The organism is Pseudactinotalea sp. Z1748, from assembly GCF_049725185.1.
GTDB lineage: Bacteria > Actinomycetota > Actinomycetes > Actinomycetales > Beutenbergiaceae > CALKWS01.
In genome coordinates this window covers 1-24,872 of the sequence record NZ_JBMPQB010000006.1, presented here as the reverse complement: position 1 = coordinate 24,872, position 24,872 = coordinate 1, and the positions used below count along the sequence as shown (strand labels likewise).

The 24,872-nt window shown below is 68.7% G+C and carries 22 protein-coding genes and 2 tRNA genes; 13 read left to right on the top strand and 11 right to left on the bottom strand.

The features are described from left to right. Nucleotides 1–27 precede the first annotated feature (27 nt). The 6 genes from ACO0LU_RS13530 to ACO0LU_RS13505 form a co-directional block, all read right to left on the bottom strand. Entirely contained in the window at nt 28–1,773 is a 1,746-nt protein-coding gene (locus ACO0LU_RS13530; protein WP_424791874.1) for a glycoside hydrolase family 13 protein, read from the bottom strand. A 76-nt stretch (nt 1,774–1,849) separates the two neighbouring features. Beyond that, nucleotides 1,850–2,884 carry an ABC transporter substrate-binding protein gene (locus tag ACO0LU_RS13525; RefSeq protein ID WP_424791873.1) on the bottom strand — a complete coding sequence of 345 codons (1,035 nt, stop codon included), beginning with the start codon at nt 2,882–2,884 and terminating at the stop codon, nt 1,850–1,852. Nucleotides 2,885–2,960: 76 nt separating this feature from the next. Beyond that, nucleotides 2,961–3,773, bottom strand: a complete 813-nt coding sequence (locus tag ACO0LU_RS13520) for an ABC transporter ATP-binding protein (protein ID WP_424791872.1) — start codon at nt 3,771–3,773, stop codon at nt 2,961–2,963. Next, nucleotides 3,770–4,852: a FecCD family ABC transporter permease gene (locus ACO0LU_RS13515; protein ID WP_424791871.1), complete on the bottom strand. Its 1,083-nt coding sequence runs from the start codon at nt 4,850–4,852 to the stop codon at nt 3,770–3,772. Before ACO0LU_RS13515 ends, ACO0LU_RS13520 begins: the two co-directional genes overlap by 4 nt. Continuing rightward, nucleotides 4,849–5,910, bottom strand: coding sequence for a FecCD family ABC transporter permease (locus ACO0LU_RS13510; protein WP_424791870.1), 1,062 nt, complete (start codon nt 5,908–5,910; stop codon nt 4,849–4,851). Before ACO0LU_RS13510 ends, ACO0LU_RS13515 begins: the two co-directional genes overlap by 4 nt. A gap of 33 nt (nt 5,911–5,943) precedes the next feature. Then, nucleotides 5,944–6,966: a siderophore-interacting protein gene (locus ACO0LU_RS13505; RefSeq protein ID WP_424791869.1), complete on the bottom strand. Its 1,023-nt coding sequence runs from the start codon at nt 6,964–6,966 to the stop codon at nt 5,944–5,946. A 468-nt stretch (nt 6,967–7,434) separates the two neighbouring features. On the opposite strand from ACO0LU_RS13505, the gene ACO0LU_RS13500 reads away from it, so the two are divergent. From ACO0LU_RS13500 to ACO0LU_RS13470, 7 genes are all read left to right on the top strand, one after another. Beyond that, nucleotides 7,435–8,403, top strand: coding sequence for a transporter substrate-binding domain-containing protein (locus tag ACO0LU_RS13500; protein ID WP_424791868.1), 969 nt, complete (start codon nt 7,435–7,437; stop codon nt 8,401–8,403). 3 nt (nt 8,404–8,406) lie between these two features. Further along, nucleotides 8,407–9,120: an amino acid ABC transporter permease gene (locus tag ACO0LU_RS13495; RefSeq protein ID WP_424791867.1), complete on the top strand. Its 714-nt coding sequence runs from the start codon at nt 8,407–8,409 to the stop codon at nt 9,118–9,120. Further along, complete coding sequence (gene ehuD / locus ACO0LU_RS13490) at nt 9,117–9,758, top strand: ectoine/hydroxyectoine ABC transporter permease subunit EhuD (protein ID WP_424786170.1); 642 nt, start codon at nt 9,117–9,119, stop codon at nt 9,756–9,758. Before ACO0LU_RS13495 ends, ehuD begins: the two co-directional genes overlap by 4 nt. Nucleotides 9,759–9,765: 7 nt before the next feature. Further along, nucleotides 9,766–10,521 carry an ectoine/hydroxyectoine ABC transporter ATP-binding protein EhuA gene (gene ehuA, locus ACO0LU_RS13485; protein ID WP_424791866.1) on the top strand — a complete coding sequence of 252 codons (756 nt, stop codon included), beginning with the start codon at nt 9,766–9,768 and terminating at the stop codon, nt 10,519–10,521. Nucleotides 10,522–10,568: 47 nt separating this feature from the next. Next, nucleotides 10,569–11,843 carry a deoxyguanosinetriphosphate triphosphohydrolase gene (locus ACO0LU_RS13480; protein ID WP_424791865.1) on the top strand — a complete coding sequence of 425 codons (1,275 nt, stop codon included), beginning with the start codon at nt 10,569–10,571 and terminating at the stop codon, nt 11,841–11,843. A 90-nt stretch (nt 11,844–11,933) separates the two neighbouring features. Continuing rightward, the gene (gene dnaG, locus ACO0LU_RS13475; RefSeq protein WP_424791864.1) at nt 11,934–13,919 is read left to right on the top strand and encodes a DNA primase; all 1,986 of its coding nucleotides are present in this window, start codon (nt 11,934–11,936) and stop codon (nt 13,917–13,919) included. 77 nt (nt 13,920–13,996) lie between these two features. Beyond that, on the top strand, nt 13,997–16,000 hold the full coding sequence (locus ACO0LU_RS13470; protein WP_424791863.1) for an alpha/beta fold hydrolase: 2,004 nt from the start codon (nt 13,997–13,999) through the stop codon (nt 15,998–16,000). A gap of 184 nt (nt 16,001–16,184) precedes the next feature. Here ACO0LU_RS13470 and ACO0LU_RS13465 read toward each other — a convergent pair. Then, nucleotides 16,185–16,261 (bottom strand) — tRNA-Ile (locus ACO0LU_RS13465). Between the two features lie 71 nt (nt 16,262–16,332). On the opposite strand from ACO0LU_RS13465, the gene ACO0LU_RS13460 reads away from it, so the two are divergent. From ACO0LU_RS13460 to ACO0LU_RS13440, 5 genes are all read left to right on the top strand, one after another. Further along, nucleotides 16,333–16,833 (top strand): hypothetical protein, encoded by a 501-nt coding sequence (locus tag ACO0LU_RS13460; RefSeq protein ID WP_424791862.1) that lies wholly within the window; start codon nt 16,333–16,335, stop codon nt 16,831–16,833. A gap of 97 nt (nt 16,834–16,930) precedes the next feature. After that, a tRNA-Asn gene (locus ACO0LU_RS13455) sits at nt 16,931–17,003 on the top strand. Nucleotides 17,004–17,288: 285 nt separating this feature from the next. Continuing rightward, nucleotides 17,289–18,581 (top strand): hypothetical protein, encoded by a 1,293-nt coding sequence (locus tag ACO0LU_RS13450; RefSeq protein WP_424791861.1) that lies wholly within the window; start codon nt 17,289–17,291, stop codon nt 18,579–18,581. 119 nt (nt 18,582–18,700) lie between these two features. After that, nucleotides 18,701–19,186, top strand: a complete 486-nt coding sequence (gene def, locus ACO0LU_RS13445) for a peptide deformylase (protein ID WP_424791860.1) — start codon at nt 18,701–18,703, stop codon at nt 19,184–19,186. A gap of 159 nt (nt 19,187–19,345) precedes the next feature. Continuing rightward, entirely contained in the window at nt 19,346–19,846 is a 501-nt protein-coding gene (locus tag ACO0LU_RS13440) for a DUF3145 domain-containing protein (RefSeq protein ID WP_424786143.1), read from the top strand. A gap of 13 nt (nt 19,847–19,859) precedes the next feature. Here ACO0LU_RS13440 and ACO0LU_RS13435 read toward each other — a convergent pair whose 3' ends face one another. The 4 genes from ACO0LU_RS13435 to ACO0LU_RS13420 form a co-directional block, all read right to left on the bottom strand. Further along, a complete protein-coding gene (locus tag ACO0LU_RS13435; RefSeq protein WP_424791859.1) occupies nt 19,860–21,104 on the bottom strand; it encodes a beta-ketoacyl-[acyl-carrier-protein] synthase family protein in 1,245 nt (414 codons plus the stop codon). 155 nt (nt 21,105–21,259) lie between these two features. Then, nucleotides 21,260–21,508 (bottom strand): acyl carrier protein, encoded by a 249-nt coding sequence (locus tag ACO0LU_RS13430; RefSeq protein WP_424786141.1) that lies wholly within the window; start codon nt 21,506–21,508, stop codon nt 21,260–21,262. Nucleotides 21,509–21,620: 112 nt separating this feature from the next. Then, nucleotides 21,621–22,664: a beta-ketoacyl-ACP synthase III gene (locus ACO0LU_RS13425; RefSeq protein WP_424791858.1), complete on the bottom strand. Its 1,044-nt coding sequence runs from the start codon at nt 22,662–22,664 to the stop codon at nt 21,621–21,623. Further along, nucleotides 22,661–23,596 (bottom strand): ACP S-malonyltransferase, encoded by a 936-nt coding sequence (locus tag ACO0LU_RS13420; protein WP_424791857.1) that lies wholly within the window; start codon nt 23,594–23,596, stop codon nt 22,661–22,663. The genes ACO0LU_RS13425 and ACO0LU_RS13420 overlap by 4 nt, the downstream gene beginning before the upstream one ends. A 327-nt stretch (nt 23,597–23,923) precedes the next feature. Between ACO0LU_RS13420 and ACO0LU_RS13415 the strand changes: the two genes are divergently transcribed. Next, nucleotides 23,924–24,872, top strand: a 949-nt coding sequence (locus tag ACO0LU_RS13415) for an IS481 family transposase (protein ID WP_424791224.1), incomplete at its 3' end; no start/stop codon positions are given.

Genomic DNA, 24,872 nt, shown 5'->3' with positions numbered 1-24,872 from the left:
CGGGTGCGTGCTGGCTCGCGGTGCGCCTCAGTGCTGCCCGTCGTCGTCCGCCGGCCGGGGGATGACCGCCCAGACCGCCTCGTCCGGGCCCACGTGGTCCACGTCGTCGCCTCCGCCCGAAGCGAGCAGGACCTCCAGGTCCGCGGGGAGCGGAACGGCCCGCTCGCCCAGATTCACCAGGACCACCACCTCGCGGTTGGTGAAGACCAGCAGGTCACGTTCGTTCACCGGCAGACCATCCACCCAGGCCAGCGACCCCGAGCCCAATCGCCAGTCACGACGGATCCGGAGTGCGGCGCGCACCAGTTCATAGGTCGAGGACGGGTCGCCCTTCTGCGTATCGGCAGCCAACGCGGCGAAGGAGTCGGGCTGGGGCAGCCAGGTGGCGCCGGTGGGGGAGAAGCCGTACCCGGGAGCGTCGGAGCGCCAGGGCAGCGGGATCCGGCACCCGTCCCGGCCCGCGACCTGCCCATCGGTACGCGCGAAGGTGGGGTCCTGGCGCATCTCGTCGGGCAGATCGGTGTGCTCGGGAAGGCCGAACTCCTCGCCCTGGTAGAGGTAGGCCGAGCCCGGCAGCGCCAGCATCAGCAGCAGCCCGGCCCGTGCGCGCCGCAGACCGAGTTCGCCATCGGGCTGTGGGTCGCCCGCGCCGATCCCATTGGGACCCTTGCCGGTGATGGGCAACCCGAGCCGGCTGGCGGCACGGACCACGTCATGATTGGAGAGAACCCAGGTGCAGGGTGCTCCGACGGCGTCGAGTTCGAGCAACGAGGTCTGGATGCTCTGCCGCAACGCCCCGGCCCGCCAGGGGGTGATGAGGAACTGGAAGTTGAACGCCTGGTGCATCTCATCGGGGCGGACATACCGGGCCAGGGCGCGATCATCCTCGACCCAGGCCTCGGCTATCAGCACTCGCTCCGGACCGTACTCGGCCAGCACCTCGCGCCAGGTGCGGTAAATCTCGTGCACGCGCGGCTGGTCCCACATCGGAGCCTGCTTGCCGGCATGCTCGGCGCTCTCCTCGGCACTGATCATCGTGCGGTGGCCATCCCACTCCGGGAATGACTGATCTTTGATCAGACCGTGGGCCACATCCACCCGGAACCCGGCCACACCACGGTCCAGCCAGAACCGCAGCACGTCGATGAACTCGCCGCGGACCTCCTCGTGCTCCCAGTTCAAGTCCGGTTGGTGGGAGTCGAACAGGTGCAGGTACCACTGCCCCGGACTTCCGTCGGCCTCGGTGATGCGCGTCCAGCCGGGTCCGCCGAACACGCTGCCCCAGTTGTTCGGGGGCTCGGCCCCATCGGGTCCGGTGCCGTCGCGGAAGATGTACCGGTCTCGCTCCGGTGAACCCGGCGGTGCCGCCAGCGCCTCGGCGAACCAGGGGTGGGCGTCCGAGGTGTGGTTGGGCACCAGGTCCACGATCACTCGCAGGCCCAACTGGTCGGCGCGGGCGATGAGGGCGTCCATGTCCGACAGCGTGCCGAGTTGGGGGTGCACCGACCGGTAGTCGGCCACGTCGTAGCCGCCGTCGTGCTGGGGGGAGGGGTAGAAGGGTGACAGCCACACCGCGTCCACGCCGAGGCGGGCCAGGTGGTCCAGCCTGCCGGTGATCCCCGGCAGGTCCCCGACGCCGTCGCCGTCGGAGTCGGCGAAGGAACGGGGGTAGATCTGGTAGATGACGGCGTCGCGCCACCATCCCGGGGCCTGGTCGGCCCGGTGCACGAGGGTCGTGGTCGTGGCAGCGGCGACGTGCGAAGCGGTGACCATCGGCCCAGTCTCGCCCGTGGCAGGCGGTCATGCCAATCTGGGTTGCGACCTCGTGCCACCGGGAGCGGGTGCTGGGCTATTGGGCGTTCGCCGCGGCAGCGCTGATGGAGTCCACGTACTCCTCCAACCCCCAGGTCAGGGACAGGGCCGTGGGCGGGGACATCGCCGCGATCAACTGGTCACCGGTGATGTGGGCGACGGCGCCGCGCTGGACCGCCGGGATGACTTGGGCGTAGGACTGGTCCAGGAACGTCTGCACCTCCTCCTCGGTGGAGGCGTAGTTCACGAGGATGTCGGCGTCGATCGCGTCGGTGTTCTCATAGGACAGTGCGTAGACGAACGACTCCCCGCCACCGTCCAGTTCTTCCACCGACGGTGCGCTGGTCAGTCCGAGGTCGAGCAGGAAGTCCACCCGGGAGTCAGCCGGCTTGTACACGTAGAAGGTGCCGCCGACGTCCCATACCGCTGCCACGGTCAGGCCCTGCAACTCCGGGTGCTCCCGGGTGACCTCGGTTAACGTGCCGTCCAGTTCGGTCACCAGATCTGCGGCCTCGCCCGGCATGGACAGGGAGGCGCCGACGATCTCGATCACCTCGCGCCATGGGGTGGTCCAGGGCTGGTCCGGGTAGGCCACGGTCGGGGCAATCTCGGACAGGATCTGGTACTGCTCATCGGTGAGGCCCGAATAGGGAGCCAGGATCAGATCGGGGCTGAGCGCAGCAATGTCCTCATACGCCGGTTCCTCCACGTTCGCGGGCACGATCGCGGGCTCGGCGCCGAGGTGCGCGAGTTCCTCGTTCACCCAGGGCAGCAGGCCGTTGTCGTCCACGGCGTAGGTCTGGGCCTCAATACCTACCGGGACCACCCCTAGTGCGAGCGCGGCCTCGGTGGACCCCCAGCCCAGGGTGACCACATCGCCCACCCCGGCTGGAATCTCGGTGTTACCAAAGGCGTGGTCAATGCTGACCGGCGCCCCGGGGCCGTCGCTCTCGTCGGAGCCCGGGGCGTCGGCGGCTCCGCCCGCTCCGTCGCCGGTGCCGGCGGAGGAGCCGCAGGCGGACAGGGCGAGGGCGCCAGCAGCGAGAACGGCCAGGAACGAGTGTCGGACCACGAGATCTCCACATTCATCGAAAGTTAGGTGAGCCTAACCTAATGTTAGATGTGCGGCGGTGACAAGCCGGCAACGCTCACCGATGGACTCGCCCGATCGGGACCACCATCGGGGTGCCGCAGACCGGGTCCGGCACGACCCGGGCACGCAACCCGAACGCATCGGCGACCACCTCGGCGGTGAGTACCTGGTCCGGGCTGCCGATCGTGTGCACCCGCCCTGCCCGCATCACCACCAGGTTCTCGGCGTATCGGGCGGCCAGGTTCAGGTCGTGCAACACCATGACCACCGTGCCGCCTCGTTCCCGGTTCACTGCCGCCAGCAGGTCGAGCACCTCCAGTTGGTGGGTGACGTCGAGGAATGTGGTGGGTTCATCCAGTAGCAGGATGTCGGGATCCTGAGCCAGCGTCATGGCGATCCAGACGCGCTGGCGCTGCCCGCCGGACAGCTCATCCACACGGCGCCCGGCCAGCCCCTGCGTCCCGGTGGCTTCCAGTGCAGCGGTGACCACGTCGTCGTCGGCCGCGTTCGGCTGCCCGAACCATCCCTGGTGCGGATGGCGGCCCCGGGCGACGAGGTCGGCCACCACGATGCCCTCCGGGGCCGTGGGGTTCTGCGGCAGGATTCCGATCGTCCGCGCGACCAGGCGGGAGGGCAGGTCGTGCAGGGTCCTTCCGTCCAGGGTGACCGCACCGGACACCGGGCGCAGCAGTCGGGCAAGTCCGCGTAGCAGCGTGGACTTGCCGCAGCCGTTGGCGCCGACGATCGCGGTGATCGCGCCCCGGGGAATTGTCAGGTCCAGATCGGTGATCACCCGGCGGCTGTCGTAAGCAAGGCTCAGCGCATTCGCGCGCAGGTCATGGCCGCGCTTGTGCTCGGTCGTGCTCATGCGCTCCGCTCTCCGGCGTCTTCGGTGGCCAGCAGCCACAGCAGGTACGGGGCGCCGACGGCGCCGGTGACTATCCCGACGGGTGCCTCGAGGGAACCGATCAGGTGGGTGGCAGTGAACTCACCACCGAGTACGACGGTGGCCCCTACCAGCGCTGCCGCCCCCAGTGCGAGGCCACCGGAGGGTAGCAGCCGGCGCGCGATCGGAGCCGAGACGAACGCCACGAAGGCCACCGGACCGGCGAATGCGGTGGCACTGGCGGCCAAACCCACACCCACCACCAGCACGAGCAGACGTGCCGGCTCCACGCGTACCCCGAGCCCGCCCGCCATTTCATCGCCGAGTTGCAGTGCCTGCAGACCTCTCGCCGCTAGACCCACAAGCGGCAGCAGGGCGCCCACCATTACCGCCAGCACCGCGATGTCGTTCCAGCGGGGAGTGCCGATGCTGCCGACCATCCAGACCAGTGCGGTGCGAACGTCGGCGACCTCGGCGCGGGTGAGCAGGTACCCGATGCCGGAGTTGATGGCGAAGGCGAAACCGACACCGATCAGCACGAATCGGAACCCGGTCACCCCGCCACGCCAGGCGAGCAGGTAGATCGCGGCCGCCACCGTTGCGGCACCGCCGAAGGCGAACAGACCCACCGCTGCTCCGGTCAGACCCAGCGCCATGATCGCATAGGCCGCGGCCAGGCTCGCACCGCCGGAGATCCCGAGGATGTCCGGACTGGCCAGCGGGTTGCCCAGGACGGACTGGAAGAGCGCCCCGGCCAGACCGAACGCCACGCCGACCAGCACCGCCAGCACCACCCGGGGCAGCCGTAGCCGTCCGATCAGGAAGGAGGAGTCCCCGCTCCCGGCACCGACGGAGGTGGCGAGGTAGTCCAGCACCGTACCGGTGTGACCGCCCCAGGTCAGGCTGGCCCAGGCAAGGGTCAGGACGAGGGCGGCCAGGGTCGCGGTCACGATCAGGGTGCGCCGACGACGGGCCCGGCGCACACCGGCCAGCACCGTGCCGGCTGGGGCGGGGGGAGCCGGCGGGTCCGGGGTGGCGGCCGGCGCCGCAGGCGCGGTCACAATCCGGCCAACCGGGCGCGGCGGACGATGGCCACCATCACCGGAGCCCCCACGAGGGCGACCACCAGCCCGGCCTCGAGTTCCCCGGGCCCGGCAATCAGGCGCCCGAGCACGTCGGACGCCAGCAGGAGCGCAGGGCCCACCAGTAGGGCGTAGAGGAGGATCCAGCGGTAGTCCGGGCCCGTGAACGGGCGGATCAGGTGTGGTACCACCAGCCCCACGAACACGATCGGTCCGGCCAGCGCCGTGGCGCCGCCGGCCAGCAGCACCACCCCCAGCACGGCCAGTGCCCGCGCGCGCGCGATGTGCAAACCGAGGCCGCGGGCAAGGTCATCACCCATCGAGAGCAGGTTCAGCCACCGCCCGCACGTCAGGGCCAGAACTGCACCCATGGCCAGGAACGGTGCCAGGGTGGTGATGATGTCGCCTCCGGTGCCGCTGCCGCGTCCGGCCAGCGATCCCACCGCCCAGAAGCGGTAGGTGTTGGTGGCGGTGGTAGAGGACAGCAGCAGCAGGGTCAGGATCGAGGTGATGCCGGCGGTCAGGGCCACCCCGGCCAGCGCCAGGGTGACCGGGGTGGCGCCCTGGGGCCCCAGGGCGCCGATGCCATAGACCACCACGGTCGCCGTTGCCGCACCGGCGAAGGCGAACCAGAGGTAGCCAGAAGGGCTGGTGATCCCGAACAGGGTGATGGCCAGCACCACGGATAGCGAGGCCCCAGCGTTGACACCCAGCAGACCGGGATCGGCCAGCGGGTTGCGGGTGATGCCCTGCATCACGGTGCCGGCCAGCCCCAGCGCGGCCCCGACCAGCAGTCCGACGAAGGTGCGGGGCAGCCTCTGGTCCAGCACCACCGCGTGGTCGGCCGCACCGGCTACCGGGTCCAGCAGTGCCTCCCATACGGTTCCCAGCGCCACCTCCCGGGCACCCAGCGCCAGGCTCGCGGCACACACGACGAGCAACAGCACGACAGCAACGCCCAGGCCGAGGAGACGGCGGCGGGTAGGGACTGCGGTTGCGGGCGCGTGGGTGGGCGCCCCGGTCTGGGTCCTGGTCATGGCTGGTGCCGGAGCCGCGCGCTCAGCGTGCCCTCACTGGGGCTCGCTGCGTCCCTGACGCCAGTAGCCCATGAACGCCACCCGGCGCCGGCATACCCCTGCCTCGGAAACGAGCATCCGACGTAGCGTCTTGATCATCCCGGCCTCGCCGGCGAACCAGGCGTAGAAGTCCGAGCCGCAGCGCTGACCGCGCCCGCAGGAGTCGACCGGTTGGACCTGGAGCACGGGGGAGTCCCAGAGTAGTTCACTGTCGACGTCGACGTCCTCCAGTGCCTGGCCGACCACGGCACGAGCATCGTCGACGACCGCCGCGTGTGCGGCGACCCAGGAACGCACTGCCGGGATGAGGTACTCGCCGTGCTCGGCCCCGTCGCGACCGAGCCAGGTGATCTGCGCGTGCGGACCGTGGTCGACGTCCAGGATGTCCCCTTGCTCGGGCACTTCGATGAAAGCGCGGGCGCGCTTGTCCGCCCCCAGATCCTCCACGATCGAACAGATCGCCGGAGCGGCGGTCTCGTCCCCGGCGAGCAGCAGCTCGGTGGCAGTCCCTGGGGCCCAGTCCGCTCCGGCCGCATACTGGCTGGAGCGGGCGTCGGGACCGACGACGACGACGCTGTCGCCTCGCCCCGCCCGCTGCAGCCAGCGCGAAGCCGGTCCGGCGTGGCCGTGAATCACCATGTCCACATCGATCTCGGCCACGTCGGGGCGGACCGCCCGGACGGTGTAGGTGCGCAGCGGACTGCGCCGCTCCCGGGGCGCCTCGCGCCAGCGTTCGTACCAGGTCCCGGCCATGGCGATCCCTGCATCGTCGGCCCCGACGTCGGTCAGGTGACCATCGGCCAGCGGGAACAGAATCTTGATCCGCTGGTCCTGGCCGTAGGTGCCGAACCAACCCATCTGCGCACCGGTGAACGTCACCCGGCGGAAATGCGGTCCGAGCGTGCGTACGTTCGTCACCTCGGCGTCGAAGGGCCGGTACGCCGGCCGGTCGTCGCGGGTGATGATCTCCTGGATGCCGCGTGCGGTTGTTCCAGCCGTCTTTTGTAAGGCAAGCATTACCTAAGTAGACCATCGAGGCCGCGCCCCGCGCCACCCCGGCGGACCGGCGGCCGCCCGCGATGCACGTCCGGTCGATCGGCCACCGACGATGGACGCTACCAATGCCACTCAATGACCTACCCAAGTTCTGGGCAATGAGCGTCCCAGCCTGCACTAGCCAAAGGTCAACCCGTCCTCAAGTTTCCCGCTCATATGTTTCAACCCCGTAACGGTTTTGAGGTACTCTCAAGCAATGTCCTGCACATCAGTGGCGATGAGCGTGACCGCTCTATGCCGCACCAGAATGCGCCTCCGGCCACATCGGCCGAGGGGTGGAAGCCGGCGTGCCGGCGCCGAATCACACCGTTTGTGCCACCGCTGGGTGGCTCATACGGTGGGCTGCGGTTCTGACAAGTCGGTGTCGCCGGCTCCGCTTCGCACGTCTGGGTGCGTTGGGCAGGCAGGCACCACATCGAGAGGAGCACGATGAGGAACAATTCGCGCCGAATGATGGCGCTCACTGCCACTGCGGCCGCGGCCACGCTGGCCTTGGCGGCTTGCGGCAACGGCAATGGTGACGGGCTCGACGATCCGCCCCCGGTCCCCGGTCAGGAGGACGAGGGCAACGGCGACGAGAACGGCGACGCGAACGGCGATGGCGGCACGCTGGCGGAGTTGCAGGAAGCCGGCTCGATCTCCGTCGGGTTCGCCGGCGAGGAGCCCTACAGTTACACCGACGACAGCGGAGAGCTCACCGGTGCCACGATCGCGCTGCACCGCGAGGTCTTCGCTGCGATGGGCATCGAGACGGTCGATGGCACCGAGGTGGACTGGGACGCCCTCATCCCCGGCCTGAACGCAGGCCGCTTCGATGCGATCTCCGCCGGTATGTCGATCCTGCCCGAGCGGTGTGAGCAGGCCTCGTTCTCCAACCCCGAGATCATGTACACCACGGCGTTCATGGTGCCTGAGGGCAACCCGAACGATCTGCACGACATGCAGGACGTCGAGGAAGCCGGGGTCACCTTCGCCGCGATGAACGGTGCGGTCGAGGAGTCCTACGCCCAAGCCCTGGGCATCGACCTGATGACGGTGAACACCCCGCAGGACGGGATGGACGCGGTGGTCTCCGGACGCGCCGACGTCTACGCCCTCACCGGCATCTCGCTGCGCGCCATGGCCGAGAACAACCCCGACCAGCCGGTCGAGGTGACCGAGGCGTTCGAGGCCGTGGTCGACGGTGAGATCCAGGTGGGTGCCGGCGCGACGGTGTTCCGTGACGCGGACACCGATCTGCTGGATGCCTACAACGAGGCTGCCGCGGAGATCATCGGCGACCCGGCGGAGTTCGAGCGTGTACTTGGCCCGTTCGGCTTCACCGAGGCCGAGCGGCCCACCGATGAAGTCAGCACTGAGATGCTCTGCGAGGGTGATCTGCCCACCGTCGAGGAATGATCGGTGCAAGACTTTCTTGATTCGTTCGCCTCGGCGGCGCCGCGCCTCTGGGAGGGCACAGTTGTCACACTGCAGCTCTCCCTGGGCGGCGCCGTCGTGGCGTTCTTCGTTGCCTGTCTGCTGGGCGTCGCGGCGAACGCCAGGTTCATCACCGTGCGCACTCTGGTGCGGATCATCGTGGAGTTCTTCCGCGGGACCTCGCTGGTTGTGCAGATGTTCTTCCTGTTCTTCGTCCTGCCGATGCTCGGGTTCGAATGGGCCTCCCTGACCACCGGGATCATCGCCCTGGGCCTGAACTACGGGGCCTACGGTTCCGAGGTGGTGCGCGGCTCGCTCAACGCCGTTCCCAAGGGTCAGTGGGAGACCACCACCGCGCTGTCGATGTCCTGGTGGAACAAGATGCGCCGGGTCATCTGGCCGCAGGCCTGGGCACTGATGCTCCCCGGGTTCAACAACCTGCTGATCATGCTCATCAAGGGCTCGTCCCTGGCCGGGTTCATCTTCCTGCAGGACCTGTTGTTCATCACCCAGCAGGTGCGCCGCACCATGGATACCGCCACCGCATTCGGCCTGAGCCTGGTGATCTACTTCCTGATCTCGTTGGCCTGTTCGGCGGTGCTGCGGTGGATGGAACTGCGTGCCCAGCGCAAGCTCGGCCTGAAGGAGAGCAAGAAGCCGCGCACCGATAAGGCGTTGGCTGGAGGGGGAGCGGCATGATCTGGAACACCCAGTTCGCGCTGGATGTGCTCCCCCCGCTCCTGGAGGCCTTCGTCCGGGTGACCCTGGTCGTGACGGTGGTCGGTTCGCTCGCCGCTGCGGTGCTCGGTCTCATCTGGGCGATCGCCCTGCGCAGCCTTCCCTACATACCTGCCAAGATCCTGAGTTGGATCCTGGATTTCATCCGGATGACCCCACTGCCGGCGCAGTTGCTGTTCCTGTACCTGACGGTGTCCACGCTGTCGGCGATGCAGGTCGGGATCATCGTCATCGGCATCCACTACTCCACCTACATGGCCGAATCCTACCGCTCCGGGATCGAATCGGTGCCCAAGGGGCAGTGGGAGGGTGCGACGGCCTTGTCGTTGCCGCAGAGCCGTACCTGGCGCGCGGTCATCATGCCCCAGGCGATCCGGGCGACCATCCCGTCCCTGGGTAACTGGGCGATCGCGATGTTCAAGGACACACCGTTCCTGATCTTCATCGCGGCCCCGGAGATGGTCACCGTGGCACGGAACATCGGTGGGACCACCTTCCGGTACGTCGAACCCCTGACCATCGCCGGCCTGATCTTCCTGGCGGCGAGTTATCCCACGGCCATCCTCATGCGCAGACTGGAGAAGCGACTTGCGTACTAACGACCCCATGATCAGATTCGAGGACGTGGTCAAGAAGTTCGGTGACACCACCGTGCTCAGCGATCTGAACTTCGACGTGGCCAAGGGCGAGCGCGTGACGCTCATCGGTCCCAGCGGCTCGGGCAAGACCACCATCCTGCGCCTGGTGATGACCTTGGAGCACCTGACCGGGGGGTACATCTACATCGATGGTGACCCGCTGACCCATGAGGAGCGCAACGGCCGCCGGGTGGAGCGTCGACCCAAGGATATTTCCAAGATCCGGCGCCGAATCGGCATGGTCTTCCAGCAGTTCAACCTGTTCCCGAACATGCGGGTCATCGACAACATCATCGAGGCGCCGGTGCACGTGCTCGGCAAGTCCAAGGATGAGGCCATCGATCAGGCTTACGGCCTGTTGGACCAGGTGGGGCTCAAGCACCGGGCCGAGGCGCACCCCTTGCAACTCTCCGGTGGGCAGCAACAGCGGGTGGCGATCGCGCGTGCCCTGGCGATGAACCCCGAGATCCTGCTGCTGGACGAGGTCACCTCGGCGCTCGACCCCGAACTGGTGGGCGACGTGCTCGCGGTGCTGCGTGAGATCGCCGACAACACCGATATCTCGATGCTCATCGTGACCCACGAGATGCAGTTCGCCCGCGATGTGTCCCAGCGGGTGATGATGTTCGACGGCGGCAAGGTCGTGGAGGAGGGCCACCCGGACAAGATCTTCACCAACCCCGATCACGAGCGCACCAAGACCTTCCTGCAAGCAATTCTCTGAGCCTGCCCAGCGAAGCCGGGCCGGGATGCACGGCGTAGGGTGATGGCGTGTTCGATCTGCCCGTTGGCCGGTACCGGCTGTATGACCATGAGCGGTGGTACGCCGAGGCACCCAAGTCGGCGCACCGCTCGGACTTCGAGCGGGACCGCGCCCGGATCGTGCACTCCTCGGCGCTGCGACGCCTCGGTGCCAAGACCCAGGTGCTGGGGCCGGGCACCGACGACTTCGTCCGCACTCGCCTGACCCACACCCTCGAGGTCGCCCAGGTGGGCCGGGAACTGGCCTACAACCTGGGCTGCGACCCGGACGTGGTCGACGCCGCTTGCCTCTCGCACGACCTGGGGCACCCACCGTTCGGGCACAACGGGGAGAACGCCCTGCACGAGGTTGCTGCCGATATCGGGGGTTTCGAGGGCAACGCCCAGACGCTGCGACTACTGACCCGCCTGGAGCCCAAGACGTTCACGCGGGATGGGCGCGCGGTGGGGTTGAACCTGACCCGAGCGAGCCTGGATGCCTCCACCAAGTACCCCTGGTTCGCCGGCGAGGGACCGGTGGGCGAGTCGGGTGAACCCACCCGAAAGTTCGGTGCCTACGCCGATGACGCCGAGGTGTTCGCCTGGATGCGGGGGGAGTCCCCGCCCGGGCGCCGTTGCATCGAAGCCCAGGTGATGGACCTGGCCGACGACATCTCCTACTCCGTGCACGACGTGGAGGACGCGGTGGTGAACGGCCGGCACGACCTGGCCCAGTTGCGCCAGGAGGGAATGCGGGAGCGCCTGATCGACCAGATCCACGCCTGGTACGGCCGGGCCACCAGCGCCGATGACCTCTATGCCGCGATCGAATCGCTGTCGGCGATGCCGTACTGGGTGGAGACGTTCGACGGGACCCGGCGGGGCCTGGCCCGACTGAAGGACATGACCTCGCAACTGATCGGGCGGTTCGCGGTGGCGGCGGCGCGGGCCACCCGGGCCACCTTCGGCCAGGGCAACCTGGTGCGCTACGACGCCGACGTGGTGGTGCCCGACCAGGTCCTCGCCGAGATCACGGTGCTGAAAGGGATCGCGGCGATGTTCGTGATGGCCCCGCGTGAGGACGAACCGTTGTACGGGCGTCAACGCCAGATCGTCACCGACCTGGTGCAGGAGTGCTCGAGCCGCCCCGAGGCGACCCTGGAGCCACCGTTCCTCGCCGACTACCGGGAAGCCGACGACGACGCAGGGCGGTTGCGCGCGGTCGTGGATCAGGTGGCCTCCCTCACCGACGTCTCCGCCCTGGAGTGGCACGCGCGCCTGTGCGAGTCGAACAGCCGCCCGTGACCCGCACCCGGTGAGCGGGGCGCCGGGACCTCGGTCGGCCGGTGATCGTCTCGCCCGTGGTGCCGGTCGCCAGCGCCTAGACTCGGGCTCATGGCCGGCCTGATCAGACGTGAGGACATCGCGTCCGTTCGTGAGAAGGCCCGGATCGAGGAGATCGTCGGCGCTCACGTCACCCTGAAGAGCGCCGGGGTCGGGTCGATGAAGGGGTTGTGTCCCTTCCACGACGAACGCACCCCGTCCTTCCATGTGCGCCCGCAGTTGGGACTGTGGCACTGCTTCGGCTGTGACGAGGGCGGTGACGTGATCTCCTTCGTGCAGAGGATCAACCACCTTCCCTTCGGCGAGGCGGTGGAGCACCTCGCCTCGGTCACCGGGGTGGAGCTGCACTATGAGGACGACGGCGGTCCGCGCCGCCCGCGGGAGGAGCCCGGCAGGCGCCAGCGGCTGCTGGAGGTGAACCGCACCACTGAGCAGTTCTACGCCGAGCAGCTCGGCTCACCCGAGGCGGCGACCGCGCGACGGTTCCTGGCCGAGCGCGGCTTCGACCAGGCTGCTGCGGCACAGTTCGGCGTGGGGTATGCCCCTAAGGGGTGGGACAACCTGTCCCGCCACCTGCGTCAACGCGGATTCATCGAGGCTGAGTTGACCGCATCCGGGGTGGTCTCGGCCGGGCAGCGTGGCAGTTACGACCGGTTCCGGGGCCGGCTCATCTGGCCGATCCGGGACACCACCGGCGCCACGGTGGGGTTCGGCGCCCGCAAGCTCTACGACGACGACCCCGGGCCGAAGTACCTGAACACCCCCGAGACACCTTTGTACAAGAAGAACCACGTGCTCTACGGTATCGACCTGGCGAAGAAGGCTATCGCCACCCGGCGTCAGGTAGTCGTGGTGGAGGGCTACACCGACGTGATGGCGATGCACCTGGCGGGCATCGGCACCGCGGTGGCCACCTGCGGCACCGCGTTCGGCGTCGATCACATCCGCGTGGTGCGTCGGATGCTCGGCGACACCGCCGATGCCGCGGCCGGGTTGATGCTGGCCACAGGATCACGTGGGGGAGAGGTGATCTTCACCTTCGACGGCGACGAGGCCGGCCAGAAGGCAGCGCTGCGAGCCTTCGGTGAGGACCAGCGGTTCGCCTCCCAGACGTTCGTGGCGATCAGCCCGGAGGGCATGGACCCGTGCGACCTGCGCCTGGAGCGGGGTGAGGCCGCGGTGCGGGACCTGGTGGCCGAGCGTGAGCCCTTGTTCGAGTTCGCGATCCGGTCGGTGCTGCGGCGGCTGGATCTGAGCACCGCCGAGGGCCGGGTGCAGGCGTTGCGGGCCGCAGCCCCGGTGGTGGCGCGGATCCGGGACCTTGCCCTGCGTTCGGAGTACGCGCGTTCGTTGGCGGGCTGGCTCGGGATGGAGGAGACCTCGGTGCGCCGGGCGGTGACCCAGTCCCAGCGGCAGGGTGCCGGCGGTGACGGGGGTGGCACACCGGCCGAGCGCGACCCGCAGCGGCAGCGCCAACGCCCGGGCCTGGACCCCGAGGCCGCCCAGCGCACGGGCACCCGGTCAGCGCCCAGCACCGACCCGGTGGCCCGCCTGGAGCGGCAGGTACTGGAGGTGGTGCTGCAGTTGCCCCAGCACATCACCGACCTGGGCTTCGACGACCTGTCGCCGGACACGTTCGTGGTGCCGGCCCACCGGGCGGTCCACGACGCGATCCGGGCCAGTGGCGGGCTGGCCGAGTACGTCCAGGTAGCCGCCGAGGCCGGAGGAGGCGCCGACGGCGAAGCGCGGGCCGCTGCGGCGTGGGCGGAGCGGCTGCGCGAGGCCAGTGGGCCCCCGGTGGACGGACTCGTGACCGAGTTGGCGGTGTCCCCGCTGCCGGAGGACCGCCCCGGAGCGCTGGCCTCCTACGCCAGGGGCGTGGTGGTGGCGCTGTTGCGGATGGGGATGACCCGCCGCATCGCCGAGGCCCGCGGAGCCCTGCAGCGCACCGCCCCGGAGGACCCCTCCTACGCCCAGCAGTTCGCCGATCTGGTCGAGTTGGAGAACGCTCGCCGGGCTCTGGAGACTCAGGGCTGAGCACCACAGCACCGCCGCGCAAAGGTGGGCCGGGGCACCCGGTGACCTTCGCCGTCGTCCGCTGGCAGAATGGCCCGATGACCGACATCACCATAGACGCCGTCGACCTCATCTCCCGCGACGCCCTGTTCGGTAATCCCGAACGGGCCGGCGTGCAGATCAGCCCGGACGGGCGCTACCTCTCCTGGCTGGCTCCGCTGAACGGTGTGCTGAACATCTGGGTGGCCCCCGCCGATGACCTGAGCGCCGCCGAGGCCATCACCCGTGATGACACCCGCGGGATCCGCCAGTACTTCTGGACCTACCAGCCGCACACGCTGGTGTACCTGCGCGACGACGGCGGCGATGAGGACTTCCACCTGCACCGGGTGGACGTGCGCACCGGTGAGGCCACCGACCTGACGCCGTTCCCGGGGGTCACGGCGCAGGTGAGCGGGGTCAGCGACCGGATCCCGGGGGCGATCCTGGTGGGCATCAACGACCGGGACGCCCGGTGGCACGACCTGTACCGGGTGGAACTGGCCGGCGGGGACCGGGAGTTACTGGTGCGCAACACCGAGGGGTTCGCCGGGTTCCTGGCCGATCACGACTATGTGGTGCGTTATGCGATGCGTACCCGCCCGGACGGCGGCATGGACATCCTGGCTCGCGATGGGGAGGACTGGCAGGTCGCCGAGGACGTGCCGTTCGAGGACGCGATGAGCACCTACGCCGCCGGGCTGACGGCCGATGGGACCACCCTGTACCTGGTGGACTCCCGGGGCCGCAACACCTCCGGCTTGTACGCCCTGGACCTGGCCTCTGGTGCCCGATCGCTGGTGCACGCCGATGAGCGCACCGACATCGCCGGCGCGCTCGCGCATCCGATCACGGGCCGGATCCAGGCGGTGGCGGTGAATTACCTGCGCGAGGAGTGGACGGTGGTCGACCCCGAGGTCGGCCCGGACCTCGACGTCCTCGCCGGAATCGGGCCGGGGGAGATCTCGGTCACCTCCCGCACCCTGACCGACGACGTGTGGATCGCGGCGTACTCCTCGGCGACCGAACCACTGACCTACTACCGCTACGACCGCCCCCAGCGCCGCCTGACCCGCTTGTTCTCCGGGCGCCCGGCGCTGGAGGGCGCCCCATTGGTGCCGATGCACCCGGTGGAGATCACGGCCAGGGACGGGCACACCCTGGTCTCCTACCTGACCCTGCCCGCGCACCGCGCGGCCGACGACGGCGCATCCCGGGCCGGTCAGCTCGCCGCCGCGACCGGTCCGGCCCCGATGGTGCTGTTCGTGCACGGAGGACCCTGGTCCCGTGATGCCTATGGATACGACGGGTACGTCCAGTGGTTGGCCAACCGCGGGTACGCGGTGCTGCAGGTCAACTACCGTGGCTCGACCGGTTTCGGTAAGGAGTTCATCAACATCGCTGACGGGCAGTGGGGTGCGGCGATGCACGAGGACCTGCTCGACGCCGTGGACTGGGCTGTCCGGCAGGGGATCACCGCGCAGGACACCGTCGGCATCATGGGCGGCTCCTACGGGGGCTACGCCACCCTGGCCGGGCTGACGATGACCCCGACCACCTTTGCGTGCGGCGTGGACATCGTGGGCCCATCGAATCTGAACACGCTGATCGAGACGGTCCCGCCGTACTGGGCGGCGTTCTTCGAACAACTCGCCCGCCGGGTCGGGGACCCCCGCACCGAGGAGGGCAAGGCGCTCCTTGATGAGCGGTCCCCGCTGACCCATGTGGACAACATCGTGCGGCCGCTGCTGATCGGACAGGGCGCGAATGACCCACGGGTGAAGCAGGCCGAGAGCGACCAGATCGTGGAGTCGATGTCCGCCAAGGGCATTCCGGTCACCTACGTGCTCTTCCCCGACGAAGGCCACGGGTTCGCGCGGCCGGAGAACGACAAGGCGTTCAACGCCATCGCCGAGGGGTTCCTGGCCGAGCATCTGGGTGGTCGGGCCGAGCCGCTGGGTGGTGACCTGACCGGTTCCTCGGCCTCGGTGCCCACCGGCGCCGACGGCGTGGCGGGCCTGGCCGAGGCCCTGGCGAACCACGAGCCCGTCCTGCGCGCCTGACCCGCACCCTGCCGCCGGAACCGTCCAATCGGTTGGTTCGGGCGAGGCGGCACAGCGTGGGTGCGCTGGAATCGTCCAATCGGTTGGTTCGGGCGAGGCGGCACAGCGTGGGTGCGCCGGAACCGTCCAATCGGTTGGTTCGGGCGGGTTCGGACGGGGTGCCGGGCGTGACGGCGAGCCTGGATGGTGCCCCAGGTGGGGCTTGAACCCACGACCGACGGATTATGAGTCCGCTGCTCTGACCAGCTGAGCTACTGGGGCGCGGTCACCCAGCCTATCGTCGCCAGAGGCGGTCCGGTGCATTGCGCGCGAGAGCCGGGTACGGTCGGCTCATGAGGTTCGGGCGAGGGAAGAAGACCAGACTTCCCGCTGAGATGGCCGGGCTGGTCCGTGGTGAGGTGCTGGCCGCTGCGCAGCTGCGTGAGGGTGGCTGGCTGGTGCTCACCCCAGCGGCTGTTGTCGTGATCGGGACAGGCTCGGGGGACTTCGAGCGGGCCTGGCACACCGTGGACCGCGGGGAATGGAGCAGCGACGGCAACCGGATCCAACTGACCTGGGTGGATGGCCACGAACCGGTGGAGTTGCAGTTGGTCCACGATGACCGTGAACTGACCGATATCCTGCGCGGCGAGGTGGAGGCCTCCCTCGTGCACGCCGAGGTCGAGCGGCTACCAGGTGGGGGAACGTTGCGCGGCGCGATCCGTCGTGACGCGCAAGGGCAGTTGTTCTCCCAGGTCAGCGTCAGCGGTCGGGTGCGCCGCGGTGAGGACCTGGATCAACGGGTCCGGGCGATGGAGGGCCGGGTGCGCGCTCAGGTGGGTCTGCCCCAGTAGCCGCGGGTGACCGGGACCCCATCGATGTGTCCGGGCCCACGTATCCGAGGCGGCGAGCACCGGGCGAACGGTGCTAAAGTCGTCTGGGCCAATACGATCCCTCGTAGCTCAATAGGCAGAGCATCCGACTGTTAATCGGACGGTTGTTGGTTCGAGTCCAACCGAGGGAGCCCATAACCTCCGCTGGGTGCAACCTGGCGGGGGTTTCTGCGTTCCAGGAATGCGGCCCGGAGGTCGTGGGCGAGGAAGTAGCGGATGGTGCGAATCCGGCCGGCATCCCCGGCCGTCGCGTTTGCCACCCTCGCACCATTACAGGGAGAACACCCGGGTCCACGGTCTGCCCGGGCAACAACCGGGTCATTGAGATCGCCTCGGGAACGCCCTGCTATTGCCCCCGTTCCCCGTAGGATGGGCCCGGTAGGCGGGCGCTAGGGGAAACGGCGCCGATCATCCACATGAACGAGGAGCGCCCAGTGGGCTACCGCTACAACTCTCCACCTGGCTGGCCACCGCCCCCGGAAGGCTGGAGCCCACCACCGGGCTGGCAGCCCGACCCCTCCTGGCCACCGGCACCTGAGGGTTGGGAGTTCTGGTTGCCCGATCCCGGCGCCACCGCACCCGCGGCTGGAGCGGCGGCAGAGGAGACCTCTCAACCCGGCGTACCCGAGTCGCACACCGGCTCGGACGCACCGACACAGGCGTTCGGTGACCAAGGTTCGACGCAGGCCTTCGGAGCCGCCTCCGGTGCCGGAGCAGGTGTCCCGCCCTACTCCGGGCAGCCGGACTATGGCGGGCAGCAGCCGCCGGCTGGTGCCGCGGGTGCCGGGGCGACTGCCTCGTACCAGTACCAGCCGAGCGGCCATCTGGACCAGCCGGCGGAGTCGCCTTACGACACCGGATTCCTGCGGTCGGGCCAGCCCTCCCAGGGGCAGGGACAGCCCGACTACCAGCAGGGTGGCTACCCAGCGACGCAGGGCGGCTACCCGGGGGGCCCGCAGGGGGGATACGCCGGTGGCGCAGCACCAGGGCAGGGCGCGCCGGGGGAGGGTAATAAGAGCAACACCGGGATCCTCATCGCGGCCATCGTTGCGGGCGTCCTGGTGCTCGGTCTGCTGATCTGGGGCGGGATCGCCTTGTTCGGCGGTGATGACGACCCGGAGGAGATCCCCACCACCTCCGCTCCCGACCCCACGGAGGAGCCGACCGAGGATCCGGACGAAACCGAGGAGCCGACCGAGGAACCCACTGACGAACCAACCGACGAACCAACCGATGACCCCACCGACGACAACGGTCCCGTCGGCCCCGACGATGGCGAAGCCATGGTCCTGGAACTGGGTGAGGCCGCGGTGATCCAGGGCACCGAGTCCGACCCGGAGGTGACCCTGGCGGTGCTGAGCGTGGAGGAGTGGGAAGCGGAGTCCGGCGCGTTCTTCTGCACAGAGCCCGAACTCGATGGGTACATCGAGTTCGCCGTGGAGGTCACCACCTACGATCTCGACGAACCCTACGACTTCTCGCCGATCAACTTCGGCGTCGCCGACTCCGATCAGAACACCATGGACGAAGTGAACCCGTTCATGGGCCTGCTGTGCGACAACCCGGACATGATCGAGTCGGAGATGTCGGCCAACGAGACCTACACCGGAACGATCATCCTCGACGTGCCCAGCGACGGCAGTTACATCGTCTGGGAGGAACTGTTCGACTTCACCGGTGAGGCCGTGCCCTACCTGTGGGGCTACTGACCCACTCCGACCGAGCAGCAACCGGGGGGTATCGCACGTCGGGGTTCGCCCAACACGCAGCATCCCGCCGGGCACGGCATCACGCCGGGCCCGGCGGGTGCACGAATAAGGACGACACGATGAGACGCACGATCCGCATCTATCCCGACCCCGTGCTGCGCAGCCCGTGTGATCCGATCAAGGTCATGGACGAGCGGGTGCGCGGGCTGGTCCAGGACCTGCTGGACACCGTGCACAGCGACGACCGCGCCGGCGTGGCCGCGAACCAGATCGGGGTGGGGCTGCAAGCCTTCTCCTGGCACATCGACGGTGAGGTCGGGTACGTTCTCAATCCCGAACTGGTCGAGACCTCCACCCAGACCCAGCACGGGGACGAGGGCTGCCTGTCCGTTCCCGGACTGTACTTCCCGACGACCAGAGCCGCTTACGCGAAGGTGCGTGGGGTGGATCTGGAGGGCAATGAGGTGATCCTGGAGGGTGAGGGGCTGATGGCACGCGCCCTGCAGCACGAGGTGGACCATCTGCGGGGCATGATCTTCCTGCAGCGCCTGGACCCGGAGGTGCGTAAGGAGGCGATGCGCCAGGTGCGCAGCCGCATCTCCTGACGGCTGCAGTAGGACTTCAGCGGGGATCGAAACGCCCCAAAGGTGCACAAAGCGGTGCGGATGGGGCATGATGGGAACCACGAAGCCGCGATGCGGGTTCAACCGGAAGGTTCCGAGAGCGTTGGGGAAGACGTATCTCGACCGGATGGAGGGACCAACATGTCAGGTGTCAACACCCGCGGTGTCCTTTTCGTGCACTCTGCGCCGCGCGCATTGTGCCCGCATATCGAGTGGGCCGCCGGGTCGGTGCTGGATATCCGAGCCACGTTCAACTGGACCGAGCAGCCCGCGGCACCGGGTCTGCTGCGGGCCGAGTTGTCGTGGACCGGTCCGGCCGGCAGTGGAGCGCGGCTGGCCTCAGCGCTGCGTGGGTGGACCCACCTGCGCTATGAGGTCACCGAGGAGGCTTCCCGGGGCTCCGACGGCGCCCGCTGGAGCCACACCCCCGATCTGGGCATCTTCCATGCCCAGACGGATGTGCACGGCAACGTGGTGGTCCCCGAGGACCGGATCCGGGCTGCTGTGGCTCACATCGGCGATCCCTTGACGCTCCGGCGGGAACTGGATCTGGCGCTGGGGCAGGCCTGGGACGACGAACTCGAGCCGTTCCGCTATGCCGGCGCCGGTGTGCCGGTGCGCTGGCTGCACCGGGTCGGCTGACCAGGGGCCGCGCTCAGACCGAAGTGACCACAAGGGTGACGTTGTGGCCGCCGAAGCCGAAGGCGTTGTTCAGCGCCGCGATGTCACCGGCGGGAAGGCCGCGGGGGTGGTCGCGCACCACATCGATGTCAATCGCGGGATCGACTTCGTTGATGTTGATCGTCGGCGGTGCCTGCCGGTGCTTGACCGCCAGGATCGTGAATATCGACTCCAGTGCGCCGGCGCCACCGAGCAGGTGCCCGGTCATGGACTTGGTGCCGGAGACGGCGACATGGTCGGTGTGATCGCCAAGCACGCGGCGGATGGCAGCGGCCTCGACGCCGTCCCCGGCTGGGGTGGAGGTGGCGTGGGCGTTGACGTGGACCACCTGGGCGGCTTGGACATCGGCGTCGGCCAGGCCGAGTTCGGTGGCGCGTGCCTGCCCGGCGCCGGTGGGGTCGGGCGGAGCGATGTCATAGGCATCGGCCGTCATGCCGACCCCGGCGATGCGCGCATACACCTTGGCCCCCCGGGCGCGGGCGTGCTCGGCGCTCTCCAGCACGAGCACCCCGGCGCCCTCACCGAGCACGAAGCCGTCCCGGTCGGTGTCATAGGGGCGCGAGGCTCCTGCCGGGTCGTCGTTACGGGTGGAGAGGGCCTGCATCTTGGCGAATGCCGCGATCGGCAGCGGGTGGATGGCCGCTTCGGTGCCACCGACGACGACGACGTCTGCCCGGCCCGTGCGGATCATGTTCAGCCCGTAACCGATCGCCTCGGCACCGGAAGCGCAGGCAGAGACGGGCGTGTGCGCGCCGGCCCGGGCGCCCAGTTCCAAGGAGACGTAGGCGGCGGGGGAGTTGGGCATCAGCATCGGCACGGTCAGCGGCAGCACCCGGCGCACACCCTTCTCCTTCAGGGTGTCCCAGGCGCTGAGCAGGGTCCACACCCCACCGATCCCGGAGGCGATGACCGTACCAAGCCGCTCTCCGGGCACTTCGGGGGTGCCGGCGTCGGCCCATGCCTCCCGCGCCGCAATGAGGGCGTACTGCGCGCTGGGGTCCATTCGCCGGATCTGCGGGCGGGGAAGCACCTCCTGGGCCGGGACGGCCAGTTGGCCGGCGAATGTGACCGGCAACTCCAGTTCGCCGACCCAGTCCTGCTCGAGGGTGCGCACGCCGGATCGTCCGGCCAGGGCCGCCTCCCAGGTACTGGGTACGTCTCCGCCCAGTGGGGTGGTGGCGCCCAATCCGGTGACGACGACCTCGGTCTGCTCGCTCACTGGTACTCCCCTTCACGCTGCCGGTGGTTCATCTGGAACTGTGAGGTGCTGCCGCCGGGCGCATATGGATCGATGCGCCCGGCGGAGGTGGTGCGACGTCGGCGTGGTGCCGATCGGGCCCCGGAGGACCTGCACCGGGTCCGACCCGGTCGGGGTCAGCCCTGGTTGGCGCTGATGTACTTGACCGCGTCACCGACCGTGGTCAGGTTCTTGACCTCCTCGTCGGGGATGCGTACCTCGAACTTCTCCTCAGCCAGGGTGACGATCGTCATCATGGACAGCGAGTCGATGTCGAGGTCGTCGGTGAAGGACTTGTCCGGCTGCACCGCGTCGGTGTCCAGGCCGGTCTCCTCGTTCACGATCTCGGCCAGACCGGCCAGGATGTCCTCTTCGCTGTGCGCCATTGTTTCTCCTTCTACCTCGGTTGTGTGACGTTGGTTGTGCAGTGATGAAGTCTGGTGCAGTGCGCACCGATCGGTGTGGACCCGCGCCCGGCGTTGCTCCGGCCGCTGCTGCTCAGGGTAGAACCACGACCTGGGCGGCGTATACCAGGCCGGCACCGAAGCCGATCTGCAGAGCGACGTCCCCGCTCCTGGCCCGGCCTTCGCGGAGCAGCCGTTCGGTGGCCAGCGGGATGGAGGCCGCGGAGGTGTTGCCGGTGTCGGCAATGTCGCGACCCACCACCACGTCCTCGCGCAATTTCAGCAACTTCAGCAGTTGGTCGGTGATGCGCATGTTGGCCTGATGCGGCACGAACACATCGATGTCGGCCAGTTCCAGCCCGGCGGCCTCCACGGCCCGGCGAGCGATTCCGGGCATCGTGGAGATCACCCACTTGAACACGGTGGGCCCCTGCTGGCGCAGCGTCGGGCTCTCCATGGTGGAGACCTCCTCGGCCGTCTCAGCGGTTTCGGGGACCTCCTGGCCCATCTCGGCGCGCCGGTAGTCCAGCCAGGAGTGAGTCTGGTAGATCGCCGAGGCCTGACCGCCGTCGCTGCCCCAGATCGTCGGACCGATCTTGGCGGCCTCGGAGGGACCGACGATCGCTGCGCCCGCCCCGTCGCCGAGCAGGAACGAGATGGTTCGGTCGGTGGGGTCGATGAAGTCGCTCATCTTCTCCACTCCCACCACCAGCACGTGGCGGGCGGTTCCGGCCCGCACCAGGGCGTCGGCCTGGGCGATGCCGTAGCAGTACCCGGCGCAGGCCGCGGAGATGTCGAACGCGGGGGCGGGCGCGGCGCCGATCCGGCTGGCCAGCAGGGCGGCCAGGGACGGGGTCTGCTCGAAGTGCGTCACGGTGGAGACCAGCACGGTGTCGATGTCGGCCCCACTCATCCCCGCTTTGGTCAGGACGTCCCCGGCAGCCTCGTGGGCCAGGTCCAGCACGCTGTTGCTGGCGTAGACGCGCGAGGCGATGCCGGTGCGCTGACGGATCCACTCGTCGGAGGAGTTGATCGGACCGATGATCTCCTCGTTCGGAACCACCCGGTCGCCGCGGGCGCCGCCCACGGCCAGGATCTGGGTGGCGGTCACCGGCGCGGACTGCAGCATCGTGGTCATCGACTCTCCTTGACGGACTGCACCGCGGCCACGGCGGCCTCGATGTCATCGGGGGTCTTGATCGCCACGGTCTGCACGCCGGGAAGCGTGCGCCGGGCCAGTCCGGTGAGGACACCGCCGGGGGCCAACTCGATCACCAGACGCACCCCCGCCTCACGCAGATAGCCCTGGCACAGGTCCCACCGCACCGGGGCGGTGATCTGTGTGACGAGGCGGGCAAGGGCATCGCGTCCCTCGGTCACCGGCTGCCCGTCGGCGTTGGACAGCAGCGTGATCTCGGGGTCCTCGGGCCGGAGTCCGTCGATGGCGGCGCCGACCGGTGCGGTTGCGCCGGCCATGTGCTCGGTATGGAATGCCCCGGCGACGGCAAGGGGAATCACCCGCGCTCCGGCCGGAGGACTCTGCTGCAACTTCGTGATCGCCTCGGTGGTGCCGGCTGCCACGACCTGCCCACCGCCATTGATGTTGGCTCCCACGAGTCCCGCGCCGGCCAGGGCGGTGCTGACGTCCTCGGGCGTCCCGCCCACCACCGCGGCCATCCCGGTGGGCCGCTGGGCAGCGGCCTCGGCCATCGCCCGCCCGCGGGTGGCGACCAGGCGGACGGCTTCGGCGGGCTCGAGCACGCCGGCAGCGGCGACCGCCGTGAACTCCCCGACCGAGTGACCGGCTACCGCATCGGCCCACTGGGCCACTGGCCCCAGAGCCTGGGTGAGCCGATCCAGGGCCAGCAGGGACGCGGCCACGATCAGCGGTTGCGCGAGCGCGGTGTCCTTGATGGTCTCGGCATCGGCGGTGCTCCCCAGCGTCGCCAGATCCACGTTGCTGGTGGTGCTGAACTCCGCCAGGAGGTCCGCAGTCGCCTCGGTCTGCACCCAGGGGGTGAGCATGCCGGGCTTCTGGGCTCCTTGGCCAGGACACAGGAGTGCGATCACTTCTCACACCTTTCCCTCGCGGACCCGGTGGTGCGGACGATGGAACGCACCAACCTCATCAGTCGTGTTTGTCGCATTGCGACAAACCTAGCGGACCTGTGCGCCAACGCAGTGTCGTGCGGCACATCCGGCTGTGGGACGTGGCACATGTACGTGTACTGAAATAAGAATGCGCGTTGTACGAGTTGAGTCCTCGTACATGAAAGGACGCCTCCGATGACCGCTAGGTGTACTTCCTCGACACGTTGTGATCGGTCCGTGAGTTAGAAGGAGACCTCCGATATCGATGGGTGTACCAACCATTTCATCGAACGTTCGGAGGTCTCCGTGACTCACCGTAATGCACCCCTGACACCTGAAGGTAGAGCCCGGATGGTTGCCCTGGTCGTTGAGGCCGGCTGGTCCCAGCGCCGGGTTGGCGAACGGTTCCAGGTCTCACCGGCTACCGTGTCCCGGTGGGTGGCCCGCCACCGAAGAGGGGCCGGATTCGAAGACCGATCCAGCCGCCCGCATCGGTGCCCGTCCCGGCTGCCGCTGCGCGCCGAGCGGCGCATCATCTCCCTGCGATTCAACAAGCGGTGGGGCCCGCACCGCATCGGCTACCACCTGGGGATTGCCCGCTCGACTGTGGGTCGGGTGCTGGCCCGGTACCGAATGCCCAGGCTGGAGTGCATCGATCAAGCTACCGGCCTGCCGGTGCGCCGGCCCCAGCCTCACCGGTACGAAGTTGATCGGCCCGGCCAGTTGGTCCACGTCGACGTCAAGAAACTGGGCCGGATTCCCGACGGCGGCGGCTGGCGGGCTCACGGCCGCGGTTCATCACAGGATCGGCGCGCCGGTTCAACACGCGACAAGGCAGCCAGAGCTGGCGCGTCGCCCTCACGCGGGTACCGGTACCTGCACCACGCCGTCGATGACCACTCCCGCCTGGTCTACTCCGAAATCCTCGATGACGAGAAGAAACACACCGCCGCCGCGTTCTGGAACCGCGCCAACGCCTTCTTCGACGGGATCGGCGTGACCGTGGCGGCAGTGATGACCGACAACGGTTCCTGCTACCGGTCCGGGGACTTCAAGCACGCGCTGGGCCCGCAGGTCAAGCACAAGCGCACCAAACCCCGCCGCCCGCAGACGAACGGGAAAGCCGAGAGGTTCAATCGGACCCTGATAGTCGAGTGGGCCTACGCCAGGCCCTACTCCAGTGAGACCGAACGTGAAGCCTCCTACGAGGCATTCCTCCACGACTACAATCATCATCGAGCCCACACCGCTATCG